12 protein-coding genes are annotated in these 13,161 nt (G+C 57.8%); 1 reads left to right on the forward strand and 11 read right to left on the reverse strand.

Features of this window, described 5'->3' with window-relative positions; all coding sequences use genetic code 11:
- Positions 1 to 2: 2 nt before the first annotated feature.
- The 11 genes from AC6IY8_RS06825 to AC6IY8_RS06875 all read right to left on the reverse strand — a co-directional run bounded on the left by AC6IY8_RS06825 (position 3) and on the right by AC6IY8_RS06875 (position 12,077).
- Positions 3 to 785, reverse strand: a complete 783-nt coding sequence (locus tag AC6IY8_RS06825) for a class I SAM-dependent methyltransferase (protein ID WP_497778608.1) — start codon at positions 783 to 785, stop codon at positions 3 to 5.
- Between the two features lie 238 nt (positions 786 to 1,023).
- Positions 1,024 to 2,181 (reverse strand): trans-sulfuration enzyme family protein, encoded by a 1,158-nt coding sequence (locus AC6IY8_RS06830; protein WP_497778003.1) that lies wholly within the window; start codon positions 2,179 to 2,181, stop codon positions 1,024 to 1,026.
- A gap of 3 nt (positions 2,182 to 2,184) precedes the next feature.
- Positions 2,185 to 3,141 carry a cysteine synthase A gene (gene cysK, locus AC6IY8_RS06835; protein ID WP_497778004.1) on the reverse strand — a complete coding sequence of 319 codons (957 nt, stop codon included), beginning with the start codon at positions 3,139 to 3,141 and terminating at the stop codon, positions 2,185 to 2,187.
- Between the two features lie 298 nt (positions 3,142 to 3,439).
- Entirely contained in the window at positions 3,440 to 4,621 is a 1,182-nt protein-coding gene (locus AC6IY8_RS06840; protein ID WP_497778005.1) for a VWA domain-containing protein, read from the reverse strand.
- Positions 4,614 to 6,032, reverse strand: coding sequence for a VWA domain-containing protein (locus tag AC6IY8_RS06845; protein WP_497778006.1), 1,419 nt, complete (start codon positions 6,030 to 6,032; stop codon positions 4,614 to 4,616). Before AC6IY8_RS06845 ends, AC6IY8_RS06840 begins: the two co-directional genes overlap by 8 nt.
- A 266-nt stretch (positions 6,033 to 6,298) precedes the next feature.
- Positions 6,299 to 6,703 (reverse strand): CoA-binding protein, encoded by a 405-nt coding sequence (locus AC6IY8_RS06850; RefSeq protein WP_497778007.1) that lies wholly within the window; start codon positions 6,701 to 6,703, stop codon positions 6,299 to 6,301.
- Between the two features lie 21 nt (positions 6,704 to 6,724).
- Positions 6,725 to 7,795: a hypothetical protein gene (locus AC6IY8_RS06855; protein WP_497778008.1), complete on the reverse strand. Its 1,071-nt coding sequence runs from the start codon at positions 7,793 to 7,795 to the stop codon at positions 6,725 to 6,727.
- Position 7,796: 1 nt separating this feature from the next.
- The gene (locus AC6IY8_RS06860) at positions 7,797 to 8,405 is read right to left on the reverse strand and encodes an HD domain-containing protein (RefSeq protein WP_497778009.1); all 609 of its coding nucleotides are present in this window, start codon (positions 8,403 to 8,405) and stop codon (positions 7,797 to 7,799) included.
- A gap of 4 nt (positions 8,406 to 8,409) precedes the next feature.
- Positions 8,410 to 9,511 (reverse strand): peptide chain release factor 2 gene (gene prfB / locus AC6IY8_RS06865; protein ID WP_497778609.1). Its coding sequence is split into 2 segments (ribosomal slippage): positions 8,410 to 9,441 and positions 9,443 to 9,511, totalling 1,101 coding nucleotides; the frame shifts between segments, so codons are not numbered across the junction.
- Between the two features lie 17 nt (positions 9,512 to 9,528).
- A complete protein-coding gene (lnt, locus tag AC6IY8_RS06870; protein WP_497778011.1) occupies positions 9,529 to 11,142 on the reverse strand; it encodes an apolipoprotein N-acyltransferase in 1,614 nt (537 codons plus the stop codon).
- Positions 11,139 to 12,077 (reverse strand): RibD family protein, encoded by a 939-nt coding sequence (locus AC6IY8_RS06875; RefSeq protein ID WP_497778012.1) that lies wholly within the window; start codon positions 12,075 to 12,077, stop codon positions 11,139 to 11,141. The genes lnt and AC6IY8_RS06875 overlap by 4 nt, the downstream gene beginning before the upstream one ends.
- Positions 12,078 to 12,135: 58 nt before the next feature.
- On the opposite strand from AC6IY8_RS06875, the gene AC6IY8_RS06880 reads away from it, so the two are divergent.
- Positions 12,136 to 13,041 (forward strand): halocarboxylic acid dehydrogenase DehI family protein, encoded by a 906-nt coding sequence (locus AC6IY8_RS06880; RefSeq protein WP_497778013.1) that lies wholly within the window; start codon positions 12,136 to 12,138, stop codon positions 13,039 to 13,041.
- The last annotated feature ends 120 nt before the right edge of the window (positions 13,042 to 13,161 follow it).

Below are 13,161 nucleotides of genomic sequence, written 5' to 3' on the forward strand. Positions count from 1 at the left end.
GTTTATGCACGCGCTCGCACCGTCAGCCGCACATAATCCAGCGAGTATTCAGCCTCATCACGCCAAGTCCTGCCCGAAACCTCCGCCAGGAACTCGCCTCTAATCCCCTCAGGCAGCTTCGCCACGGCCTCTCTCATCACCACCGTCTGCAGAAATGCCTCATACCGCTCCTTGCGCTCAAACCTCGGCACCACCGTGTGCAGCTTCGCATCATCTACCTTGAATCCGGCGGCCAGCATTCGCTCCCGCGTACTCTCCACGTCCTCGAAATGCGCCGATTCCCTCTCGCCGCTTAGATACTCCCGAAACCTCGGCAACTCCGCCGCCGCATGTGCCCGCCCATAGATCTTCGCCAGATTCCCCACGCCACCAAACTGTGCGACCAGCCACCCACCCCGTTTCAACGCCCCGTGCAGCGAGCGGAACATCGCCGCATGAGCCGGCACCCAGTGAAACACGGCATTGCTGAAAACCCCATCCACCTTCCTGTCGAGCGCAAACTCCTGCAAACTCGCCTCCACAAATTCGACCCGCTCCCCAAATCTGCTCAACTTCTGCCGTGCCTGCTCCAGCATCTTCGGCGATGAATCCAGTGCTACTACTTCACCCTGCGGCAATCTCCGCAAAAGTTCTTCCGTCAGCCTCCCGCTTCCGCACCCCGCATCGAGCACGCGCTCCATGCCCTTCAGCTCCACGGTATTGAGCACGGCCATGCCCCACTCGAACATCGGATCCGAGAGCTCGTCATAAGCCGCCGCATTCCACTCCGTCCCGCCCACACCCATCGCCACCTTGCGTGCTACCCCGCCTCGCAGTCGCTCTTGCTTTTGCCTTTGTTTTTGCTCTTGTTTGTTTTTGTTCTTGAGGTGTCATCCTGAGCGAAGCGAAGGACCCCGGGGTTGCTCTTGCTCTTAGTCTTGTTCTTGGTTTTAGGGTGTCATTCTGAGCGCAGCGAAGAATCCCAGCAGGCCACTGCATCTCCACCACCGCCCCAGGAAACCTGCCAGAACCATGTACGCGAACTTACATCGCTCCCAACGCCTGCTCCAGATCCGCCACAATGTCTTCCACTTCCTCTATCCCCACGGAAACCCTCACCATCCCATCCGTCAGCCCGATCTTTGCTCTTCCTTCCTCGCCCAGCGCCGCATGCGTCATCGTCGCCGGATGCGATATCAGCGACTCCACGCCTCCCAGCGATTCACCCAGCACGCACAGCTTCACCGCCTTCAGCAGCTTCTTCGCATTCTCCAGAGACCCGGTCTCAAACATAATCATCGACCCGAAGCCCTTCATTTGCCGCTTCGCCAGCTCGTGCTGTGGATGCTCTTTCAGCCCCGGATAAAACACCTTCTTCACCTTCGGATGCTTCTGCAAGAACTCAGCCACCGCGCGCCCATTCGCGTCATGCTGCTTCATCCTGATCGCCAGCGTCTTCACTCCGCGCAAAATCAACCAGCTTTCAAACGGAGACATAATCGCCCCCGAAGCCTTCTGTATAAAGGCAAGATCCTCCGCCTGCTGCGGCTTCGAACACACAATCACGCCGCCCAGCCCATCGCTGTGCCCATTCAAAAACTTGGTCGTCGAGTGCAACACCATATCCGCACCCAGCTCCAGCGGACGCTGAAAGTAAGGCGACATGAACGTATTATCGACAATCACTTCAGCCCCACCCTTGTGCGCCACCTCGCTCACGGCTGCAATGTCGGTCAGCGACATCAGTGGGTTCGTCGGCGTCTCCAGGAACACAAACCGCGTATTCCCCTTCATCGCCTTCGCCACATTCTCCGGATTCCTTGTATCGACATATGAAAATCCAATGCCGAACTTTGCCATCACCTGATTGAAGAATCTCGGCGTGCCGCCATACAAATTGTCTCCGGCCACTACGTGATCGCCCGCCTTCATCATCTGGCACAGTGCCGTCACCGCTGCCATGCCGCTGGCGAAGACGCGCGCCGCCACGCCGCCCTCAAGCGACGCCAGATTTGCCTCCAGCCTGTCCCTCGTTGGGTTTGAAACCCTCGAGTATTCATACCCGAGTCGCGGTTTTCCCAACTCATCCTGCTGATACGTCGAAGTTGCATAGATCGGCACGCCCACCGCGCCCGTCAGAGCCTCCGGCTCCTGCCCATCGTGAATCGCCCGCGTCGCAAATCCCTTGCGTTCTTTCGTCATCGCCTAATCCGACACTTCCTGCGGCTCAGGATCCACCGCGCCTTTGTAGTTAAAAATGTCCTTCGAAAGATACCGTTCCGCCGAATCCGGAATGAGCGTCACCACGCGCTTGCCCTTGCCCAGCCGCTTCGCAACCTGTATCGCGCCACACACATTCGCGCCGCTGCTCGAGCCTCCGAGCACGCCTTCCTCCACCGCCAGCCGGTTCACCATCGCAAACGCCTCAGCGTCGGTCACAATCACCGTGCCATCGCACACCGTCCTGTCAAAGGTCTCTGGAATGAAGCTCGCTCCGATTCCCTCGACATCGTGAGGCCCCGGCGTTTGCCCACTGTACATCGAGTTCTGCGTGTCGCTCAGGATTGCCACCACCTTCGGGTCCTGCTCCTTCAGATACCGCGCCACGCCCGTAAACGTCCCCGCCGTCCCCGCTCCGCAGACGAACGCGTCGATCCGCCCCTCCGTCTGCTCCCAAATCTCGCGCCCTGTAGTGTCGTGATGAATCCTGGGATTCCCCTGGTTCGAGAACTGCGCCGCGAACCAGTAGTGATCATTCTCGGCTACCAGTTTCTGTGCCTTCGCGATCGCTCCCTCCATACCTTCGTCCGTAGGAGTCCGATACACCTTCGCCCCGAAGCACTCCATCAGCATCACTTTTTCCTTGGAGAACTTCTCCGGCACAAAGAACACTACCTTGTAGCCCTTCTGCACCCCGACCAGCGCCAGTCCCACTCCCGTGTTTCCCGCCGTGGCCTCCACAATCGTGTCCCCCGGCTTCAGGATGCCGTCCCGTTCCGCCTCTTCTACCATTCCCAGTGCCGCCCGGTCCTTGATACTGAATCCCGGATTGAACGCCTCCAGCTTGACCCAAACTTCTGCTGCATCCTCCGGCACAACTTTCTTCAACCGCAACATCGGGGTCGAACCAATCAGATCCAGTACGCTATCCACTACTCGCATCGAGCATTTCATCCGAGAGTCCTATTTCTGGTTTAACGAACCATTCAGGCTAAAGGCTTACCTTCCGCACCGCAACAGAAAAAGGCTCTCAGTGAGAGCCTTTCCAAACAACTTTTGCTTCGATGTTGATCTTGATCTTGCTTCGACTAGGTGTTGATCTTGCTTTTGTTCTTATCTTTCATTCTGGTGTCATCCTGAGCGCAGCAAAGGATCCCAGGGCCGCCCAACCTACGATGCCGTTCCAGGTCACCTACCTCAACCCCGAGTCCCCAACCTGACCACGACCAACACCGCGCCCTTACCGGCTGCTCGTTGCCGCTGCCCTCTCGCTCGCCGGATAGTATCCACTGCGCGTCCGTACCTGCAATCTGCGATACCCGCGAGCCACGGCGTCCACCCGAACCTGCCGATAGCCACCTGCGTTCTTCGGCGTTGTAGGCTTATACCCAATCGTGTACTGGTTGCGGATGTCGTGCGCGATCTGCTGCGAGATTGTCTCCACCTCGTTCACATCCGTCGGGAAAAACGCCACTCCTCCGGTCTGTTCCGAAAGTATCCGCAGAGCCCGTCGCGCCTTCTTCTCAGGTTCGCGCCCCATCAAACCAATGCAATACACCGTGGGACCGCCGTCCACCGCAATCGCCCTTACCGCTTGCTCCAGCGTGTCCCGGCTGGCATTATCTTCGCCGTCCGTCACAACCAGGATGATCTTCTTCTGCAACTTAGCCGATTTCATCAGGTGATCGGCCGTCGCCACCACTGCGTCATACAGCGCCGTCCCGCCCCGCGACTCAATCCGTTCCAGCGCATCATGCAGCAGCGGAATGCTCCCCGTGTAGTCCTGATCCAGGTAGTACTCATTATTGAAATTCACCACGAAAACTTGATCCTGCGGATTGCTTGACCGCACAAGGTTCAGTGCCGCTGCATTCACGCTCGGGCGCTTCTCGCGCATCGACCCCGAGTTATCGATCACAATCCCCAGCGCCACAGGAATATCCTCGCGCCGGAACGACGTCACCCTCTGTGGCCGCCCATCCTCATACACTTGGAAAGCGCTGCGATCCAGCGTCGTCACCGGACGCTGCCTGTCATCCACCACCGTTGCGTGCAGCGTCACTTCCTGTACGTCGGTTCTAAAGACGAATCCACCGCCTGCGCTGCGCTCCGCCTCGCGCCCCTGTGCCTGCGGAACGTTCACTGTGTCGCCCGGCTGGTTCGGCGGTTGCGGTGCCGCAGTCTGCCCTGCTGCGGGCTTTGCCGCACCCGGCTGTGAATACACTGGAGGAGGTGTTCTGTCCGGATTTTCACCCTCGGGCGGCAGCAAAATGTCGTCACTGCTCTGCCCTTGCGGCGCTGGCGCTCCTTGCTGCCTTCGCTGTCCGCTCGTACTCTGCGCAATAGCAATGCTGCCCAGCACACCGCAGAGCAGCACAAGAACTGCCAGCCATTCAATTCTGCTACGTCTTCCGCTACTCACTTGGAGCATAGTACCCCGTCTTTGCATATACCGAGAGCTGTGGCAATCCCTTTGGAGTATTTAATTTCACCTTCAATTTGCGCCACTTGCCATCGTGAGTCGCTTTTGTTGGACGGTATCCGAGTACATATTGGTTGCGCAGCTCTACTCCTATCTTCGTTGCCACGTCCGTCAATTCGTTCGGATTATCCACCGTAAACGTGCGTCCTCCGGTCACATCCGTTACTTCGGCCAGCAATTGCGGCCCAAACCGTTCCTCATCGCTGCGTGGAGACGAGTCGAATATTCCAATCGCATATATCTGTACATCGGATTCCTTGACCATCGACTTGATTTCGTTCTCCGTGTAGCGGCTGCGATTATCGCCTCCATCGGAAATGATAAGCAGCGCCTTCTTTTGGTGCTTAGCCTGGCGCATTTTTGCCATTCCCAGATAAATGGCATCCAGCAGCGCCGTCCTTCCCTTCGGCACCGTATACACCAGCTGAGATTGCACCTGCTCCACGCTGTTCGTGAAGTCGCAAATTAATGTGGGCTTGTCATTGAAGGCGATCATGAAGAACTCGTCTTCCGGATTCGCCGTCTTGAAGAACTCCACCACCGCGTCGCGCGCCTTCTCCAACTTGTTTGACATCGAACCGCTCATGTCAAAAATCACGCCAAGCGAAATAGGCGCGTCTTCGCTCGAGAAATGCTGAATCTTCTGCTTTTCTCCGTTATCCAGCAGTACAAAGTTTTCCTTCTCCAACCCTGTCACTAGCCTGTTCATCGGATCGGTGATCGTAACCGGAACCAGCACCAGGTCCACATCCACCCTGATCGGCTTCGTGTGCGTTTTCAGCGACGGGTCCATCGCCGACTCCGCTGCAGCCGTCGAATTCGGATCGAACTTCGCAGCTTCCTCCGACTTCACCATCGGCTTCACATGCACTTCGTCGTAGTTCGTCTCCGTCGGAATCTTGCCCCGGCTCGCCATTGACGGCGGCAACACCACGGGCGCCGCAGCCTCGCCCTCCTGCTTCTTCGCCTCCGACTCTCCTTCTTTCACCTGCCCGCTTTGCGCCGTAGCGTCCGGTACAGCCGCGCTGTCCTGCGCTGCTGATTTTGCAGAGCTCTCCTGTGCGGGCGCAGAACTGCTACTCTCCGCCGCCGGGGTTGCGTTTTGGACTTGTGGTGCGGGTTGAGCTGTTTGAGTCGCCGCTTGTTGTGTGGATGCAGACGCCGATTGAACGTCAGCAGGGGTTGCGTCCTGCGCATAACCTGCCGGAACCGTCACTGCCAGCATGACAAGGAGAAGTGAAAGACGAACCGTGAGCATTCTCATCCGCTCATCGCGGAACCGCTCGCTGCTCACCCCCAACCGCACTGTGGTGCGTGCGGTCCTGCACCCGGAAATCTTCTCGCGGGACATGGTGACCCTCTTTTTTCCATCATCGGATAAACTTGCGCCTCCACGCCTTCACCGCATGCGAACCCGTTTCTGCGCGACATGCTCATCCGTAACAAGCTTGGATGTGACACAAGCGACGATGGTTACTCTGCTTCGCAACACAATACCGCGAATTTACAATGCTCTGACATAAAAATGCCCCGCCGGGAGTTCCTGGCAGGGCATTTGAAATTCGGTGGCCCACATCCGCCCTCTTTTGGCAGAGCTGGGAATCAGGACAAGTCCGATTACGCGGCCAGCTTACGATGCTCCTTGAATATGCATCGATCCATCACCACCGTGACTCCGGCTTTTCGGGCCTTTTCTGCCGCTTCTTCGTGTACGACACCTTCCTGTAGCCATAGCACCGGCAGATTCAACTGAAGCACTTCATCCACAATCTCAGGGACCGCTTCCGGACGCCGGAACACATCGACAATATCGATCTTTTCGGCTTTCGCCGCTTCCGTCAGCGTCGGATACGACTTCTCGCCCATCACTTCCTGCACGTTCGGGTTTACCGGAATGACCCTGTATCCCTGGCCCTGCATATAACTCGAAACACCGTAACTTGCCCGGCTCGGATTATCCGTCAGCCCCACAACAGCGATGGTCTTCGCTTTCTTAAGAACGTCTTCAATGCGATCTGCCACGTGCTTCGCTCCCCTGTTGCTCTAGGTTGGCTTCTTCTTTTCCGTGTTCTGTCGAGAGATCCTGAGTGCCATCTTGCGCAGCGTCTCGTTCACGTTTTTGTTAACCGAAAGCGCCCGCTGGTCCTTAACCTGTAAATGCGCGATAAACGGCATCGCCACATCTAGCGGCGTCTTAGGATTATTCACCAGCGCTCGCAAAACACTGTAATTCTTGATGTAGTTTCGCTTCTTCGAGATTGCCCGCAGCACTGACTCCTGGATATTCTTCATTGCCGCAAAAGCTTCCATCTCCGACTCGTTCACCTTAGGTGACTCAAGCACCGCGATCGCCACCAGCTTCGATCGGTCTCGAATCAGCAACATACGCTCTTCGCGGTTGCCGCGCATCGCCAACTTGATCCTCTCGCCCACACGCATGCGTGCGACCTTCTGGTACATCGAGAGCTTCTTGACGTCTTCTTCGTTAGCCGGCTTCTCGCCTTTTTTTGCGCTTTGCAGCGCGTTGTCCAGCGCGTCTTCCTCGCCGTCGCTCGCCGCAACTAGTTCAAACGGTTGCAGGTCCGTCCGTGCCACCTCTTCCGCGTTCCGTACCAGGAACTCGGCGGTAGCATGCTCGGCCTCGGTTTCTTCCGCCGCCTCCGCGCGATGCGTCAGCTCTCCGCGCATCACCTCTGCTGCCGGATTCGCTTCCATCAGCTTCAGCAGCCGCCCTGATCCCTGCACGCGCGAGCTTCCGAGCATCTCTCGCAGCATCGCTCCATCGGCCCGCGACGCCAGCGACTCCAGCATGCTCATCGGCAACGCCGGATTGTCGCAAAGCGCGCGCAGCACTCCATCGCGTTGTATGCAGTTTTGCATCAGATACTTCAGCACCTCGGGCGAGGTCGCGTGCCTACAGGCCTCGGCTAGTGAGGCTTCATCCCAACTCGCCAGCGTCTGCTCCGCCTCAACTCCAACCTCGCGGTCTCCCGCCAGCATTACGAGCAGTTCCACGGCCTCTTCCGGCGCAACCGACAACCTGCCTTGCGCTGCCCGTCTCACCATGGAAGCCGGAGCCGTACCCTCGCGGATCAGGTCCAATAGCCGCGCCATTTCAGTTCAGCTCCTTGATCTGCCGCACGCACTCCGCAAGCGTGTCATACAACACCGGAGAGAGCGAGCGATCGAAGACATCCAGCAGCGACTCGTAATACCAGACCATCCGCTCTTTCGGTGCGCTAAATCGCTCCCACACCGCCGTTCCCACCCTCGCGTGGTCGGCAACAATCGACCGTGCGTTGTGAACCTTGTCGGCCAGCATAATCAATCGCGCCTCGCGATCCGCCCGTGGAATCTCTTCCAGATGCTGCTGCTTGCGTGCCTCCCATTCCGGCTTCGGAAGCACAAAAGTATCGCTCGCCTGCCGCACCCAGCGCGCCACGTGATCACCGAAAGCTTCCGCAATGATCACCAGTGTTTCCTCGCCGCCTTGGTCTTCTGCGGCATCGTGCAGCAAGGCTGCGATGGCCATATCCTCGCTGCCTCCGTCCTCAAGCACCAGCGAAGCCACCGAAAGGAGGTGCGAGACATAGGGCACACCGCTTGCCTTTCGCGCCTGCCGACGGTGCAACGACGAGGCCAGCATCAACGCCTCGTCAAATCGCTCGCTGAGCGGCGCTTTCAACTGCTTGCGTGATTCGAGAACCGGTTGCTGCTTTCCCATCGTCTTACCTCTGCTCAGCTCTCCGCATTAGCAGGTAGGCGCGAATGAATGGGTCGATATCCCCATCCAGCACGCGGTCCACGTCGCCCACTTCCAGCTTTGTCCGGTGATCCTTCACCATCCGATATGGCTGCAAAACATACGAACGGATCTGCGATCCGAAGTCGATATCCAGCTTCGAATCCTCCACCTTCTTGCTCGCTGCCCTCTTCTTTTCCAACTCAAATTCGTAAATCCGCGAACGCAGCATCTTGAACGCGCGTTCCCTGTTGCTGTGCTGCGAGCGCTCGTTCTGGCAAGCGACCACGATTCCCGTCGGAAAGTGCGTAATGCGCACCGCCGAGTCCGTCGTGTTCACGTGCTGTCCGCCCTTGCCGCCAGATCGATATGTATCGATCCTTATGTCTTCCGGCTTGATCACCACTTCAATGTTGTCGTCGATTTCCGGCGACACATACACACTCGCAAACGACGTATGCCGCCTCGCCTGCGAATCGAACGGCGAAATCCTCACCAGACGGTGCACGCCGATCTCGCTCGTCAGCATCCCATACGCGAACTCGCCCGTAACGCTCGCCGTCACCGACTTGATCCCAGCTTCATCACCAGGTTGCAGATCGTTGATCACGGTTGCAAAGTTCTTGCGTTCACACCACCGCAGGAACATCCTGAGCAGCATTTCGGCCCAATCCTGCGACTCCGTTCCGCCGGCTCCCGGATGAATCGTGATAATGGCATTGCTGCGGTCCAGCTCACCGCTCAGCAGAGTCTGAGTTTCGAGCCTTTCCACCATCTCTCGCAGCCCGCCCATCTCCCGCGAGATGTCTTCATCTACCTGCTCGCCTTCGCTGGCCAGCTCAAAATAAGCGGAGATATCCTCCACGCGCCGCCCCAGCTCGCTGTCGGTAGCCAATGCATCTTCCAGCCGCTTGCGCTCGCGCATTACCTTCTGTGAATTTTCGGAATCGTTCCAGAGATTCGGATTTGCGACCTGCTCTTCTACTTTCTCCAGCTCAGCCTTCAGCTTAGGCGAGTCAAAGATACTCCTGTAGCTCGCGCACCTTGCCCCGCAGAGCTGAAAATTCTTGTTCCAATTGTTGATCGATCATCTGAAATCCTGCTCCTACACAGGCAATGGATGCGTCATGTGCGCACCCGTGCGGTCGCGCCACAGCAATCCGGTGATTGAAATTATGGCACACAGCGCCGGGAACCAATCGCCATAGCGCGTGTAGAACGTCGTCTCCGCCTCCAACCCATAAGGCGCATCAAGCGCCACTCTCTTGTTTCGCGGAACCTCGGCAACCACCCGTCCCAGCGGATCGATCGCCGAAGTCACTCCCGTATTCGTTGAGCGCAGTAGCCAGCGATGATTCTCCACCGCCCTCATTCGGGCCATATTCAAGTGCTGCCACGGAGCTCCCGACTCACCGAACCACCCGTCGTTCGAGATGTTCACAAACACCTCTGCCCCGTGCACCGCAAACTGCCTTACCTCATGCGGAAACACCGACTCATAACAAATAAAGGTCCCGTACTTGTGCCCGCCCACATCCAGCGGCGCTCTCCCGCTGCTCGAAGCCGAGAACGCCCCCACTTCATGTGTCAGTGCCTTCGCAAATCCAAAAGCCCACGAGAACGGAACGTACTCTCCCCACGGAACGAGGTGAACCTTGTCATATCTTTGAACCGCCATTCCAGCAGGCGAAACCAGCTCCGCCGAGTTATAGAACTGTTCTGGTTCACCCGGCTTTGGTGGCGACTGTACCGCTAGCGATCCCGCCAGCAGCCAGGACTGCTGCCTTCTAGCCAACGCCGAGGTCGCCTCTGGAAACACCTGGTCGTCAGTCTCAAACGGTGCTGGAGATTCCGGCCATACAATCAAAGGCGCAATGCTCGGGTCCTTCGCCGCCGACGGAGCCATGCTCATCGCGCTCAATTCATCCGTCAGCGCTTTGTATCCTTCAAACGTCCATTGCCTTTCGATTGGCACATTCTGCTGCACCAGAGTAGCGTGAGCCTCTACCGCGCTCGGGGCCGCCTTCACCAGCACCGTTGATTGCAGAGCCACGGCTCCCGCCAGAGCCGCAATCAGCGTTGCCATGCGGCGTTTCTTGTTCACCAGCATTGCCGCGGCAAAAACCGTGTTCACCAGCGCGATTTCAAATGACAATCCATACACGCCCGTCACGCTGGCCAGCTTCGCCAGCGGCAGATTGTCAATCTGCGCCGTTCCCAGCAGCATCCACGGAAAACTCACCAGATAAGATCTCAGCAGTTCCACCGCGACCCACAGGAAAGGAGCCAGCACCAGTGCCTTCCTGCTGAACCCCACTCTGGACCGTCCCGCCACTGCCACCAAAACGCCAAAGACTCCGTGATGGAGTCCGATATACAGCGAGAACAGAATCAGGAGCAGAAACGATACCACCGGCGGGAGTCCGCCATGGATGTGCATCACCGAATAAACCCAGTAGCACGTTCCAAAATAGAAGACCGTGCCCGACGCCCATCCCAGCAGGAATCCCTGCCGCGCCCGTGCTGGAACCAGAAACGAGTCGCTTTCCTCGTTCAGCAGCTCCGTCGCGTCGCCCTCTCGTGCCCGCAGCAGCGCATAGAACAGCGGTGCCAGAGCGATCCAGCACAACCAGTACAAATTCGGTCGAGGAAATATCAAGATTTGTAGCAGCCCGGAACCTACTGCTAATAGCCAGGCGTTCTTATGAATACCCTTCACGATTCAGAGTCTAACAAATGCTTGCGACGGAATCTGTGGAACTGATAATCGCCGACCTTCCTGCAACTCAGCCACTCCCATCGCACCGCGTCCTGCTTCGTGAATCCCACGTTCGGCAACACCGTCGGCCTCGTCCCATATTCGCAAGCCTGCCCCACTTCGATCGGCGAAATCGTCACAAACTTCTCATCGATCAGCCCAGCCTTCAGCATTCCCGAGTACAGCGCCGGGCCGCCCTCGCACAGCAGATACCGAATTCCATACCGCTCCTGTAGCACCTCGACGGCTCTCCGCAGATCTACCCGAGCTTCGTCTCCGCCACCCACCACAACCACATCCACCTTCGGATGCTCCGCCAACTGCGGCTCCAGCCTCCGCGCCCCCTCTTGGGTAGTCACTAGCGTCACATCCAGCAACTCTCCATCGAACACCGCGTAGTCGCTCATCCTGAAATCTGCTCGCGCTGTCACCAGCACATTGCGTTCACGCCCTCTGCGCAGCTTCGTCCTGAGCTCCTGCATCGCTGGGTCCATAATGCGGAACACCGGCCCCCTCGGCCGCGGACGTCCCATCCTCTGCTCTTCTCGCAGTGTCCCCATCCCAAGTATCACCGCGTCTGCGTGAGCCCGTAGCAAATCCATCAGCCAGCGGTCTTCTGCCGACTCCGAAATATCCGCCCCTCCCGCCTCATCTCCCAACAGTGAGACGATGCCGTCCAACGTCTGCACAAAGTTTGCATAGATCCACGGCCTCTCGCCCGGATGGGGGAATCCCAGCTTGCCGTACAGTGCCATCCCCGGATCCAGCAATTCCGAGCGTTCGCCATGATCAAAAAGAACCTGGAAGTCGTGCATAAGCTCGTAATAATGACATGACTCACGCCAAGGGCCAACCCAGGCCTGTTCCCCGACTCTTCCCACTCGTGAAGACGACATATTTTCGGTCGCCAATTTGTGAATCTGAGTAGCAGGGATTTATCATCTCAATTGACCTATGGGCTGGAAAAAAGGACAGGCTGTTCAGTTACTCCCGCTCTCCCAGGCAACTGGCCGCGTTCTGGAAATCTACCGCGACGTTCAAAGCGTCTTCGGCGTTCCCCACATCAGCAGCTTTTTCCAATTTCTCGGCACCCAGCCGCGTTTCCTGGAAAGCTTCTGGACGACCGTTCGCCCCATCGTGCAGTCGCAGGCTTTTTTTGATTGCGCTCATCGCCTGCGCGCCGACAGCTATTCACGCGTCCATTCCGCATTCGAAGTGCCCGACCTCAAGAGCGAGGTCGCCCGTCAGGAGTTCAGTCTCGGCGCCCGCGAGGAGTTGAAGAACTGCATCAATTTCTTCTGCTACTCCGTGCCTATCAGTCTTCTGCTGTCGTCGGTACTCTACGAGTCGTTCATTGGCCCCGCTGGAAGCGCTGACATTCCGATGACACCGGCCCCTCGCCCAAAGCCTCACGGCCGTATCGTGCTGGTGGATGAAGATTCAGCTGGCCCTGTCGTGAAAGGCATTTTTGCTGACATCCGTAACGCGACCGATGCCGACGTCGTGCACACCGTATATCGTGCTTTTGCGCGCTGGCCCGATTTCCTGCAACTCTACTGGGCCGCAGTGAAACCCCTCACCGTTTCCGAGCTTTTCCAGGAGAGCGAAAACGCACTGCTTGAGGACGCTCGTCAGGTCGTCAAGGAAGTCCCCGGCCCCGTCCAGTTCACATCCGAGGACCTCGACAAACTTGGCTACAACGAGTCCGAAGCCACCTCGCTCATCCGCATCGCGGAAATGTTCTTCCATAGCCTCTCGGCAGCCATGCTCAACGTGAGCGTCGCCCGTATCGCGATGGAAGGTGGCAGCATCCGCCTCAAACCGACCGAAGCGGAAGTCCCCTCCATCCAACCCTCATAAGAACGCACCGCCCCACCCTAAGCTCACCGGTGCCCCACCTTTAAACTCGCCCGCGAGTTCAGGGTGGGGTAGTTGCTCTTGCCGTTGCTCTTGTTTCTATGGTACCTACACCTGCGCCGT

The sequence above is a fragment of the Koromonas soli genome, from assembly GCF_059726265.1.

Bases quoted from the DNA above. Each gene is read 5' to 3' on its own strand.
- AC6IY8_RS06875 (WP_497778012.1), bottom strand. From the start codon at position 12,077: ATGTCGTCTTCACGAGTGGGAAGAGTCGGGGAACAGGCCTGGGTTGGC.
- AC6IY8_RS06845 (WP_497778006.1), bottom strand. From the start codon at position 6,032: ATGTCCCGCGAGAAGATTTCCGGGTGCAGGACCGCACGCACCACAGTG.
- AC6IY8_RS06825 (WP_497778608.1), bottom strand. From the start codon at position 785: ATGGGTGTGGGCGGGACGGAGTGGAATGCGGCGGCTTATGACGAGCTC.
- AC6IY8_RS06830 (WP_497778003.1), bottom strand. From the start codon at position 2,181: ATGACGAAAGAACGCAAGGGATTTGCGACGCGGGCGATTCACGATGGG.
- AC6IY8_RS06860 (WP_497778009.1), bottom strand. From the start codon at position 8,405: ATGGGAAAGCAGCAACCGGTTCTCGAATCACGCAAGCAGTTGAAAGCG.
- AC6IY8_RS06880 (WP_497778013.1), top strand. From the start codon at position 12,136: ATGGGCTGGAAAAAAGGACAGGCTGTTCAGTTACTCCCGCTCTCCCAG.
- AC6IY8_RS06855 (WP_497778008.1), bottom strand. From the start codon at position 7,795: ATGGCGCGGCTATTGGACCTGATCCGCGAGGGTACGGCTCCGGCTTCC.
- cysK (WP_497778004.1), bottom strand. From the start codon at position 3,141: ATGCGAGTAGTGGATAGCGTACTGGATCTGATTGGTTCGACCCCGATG.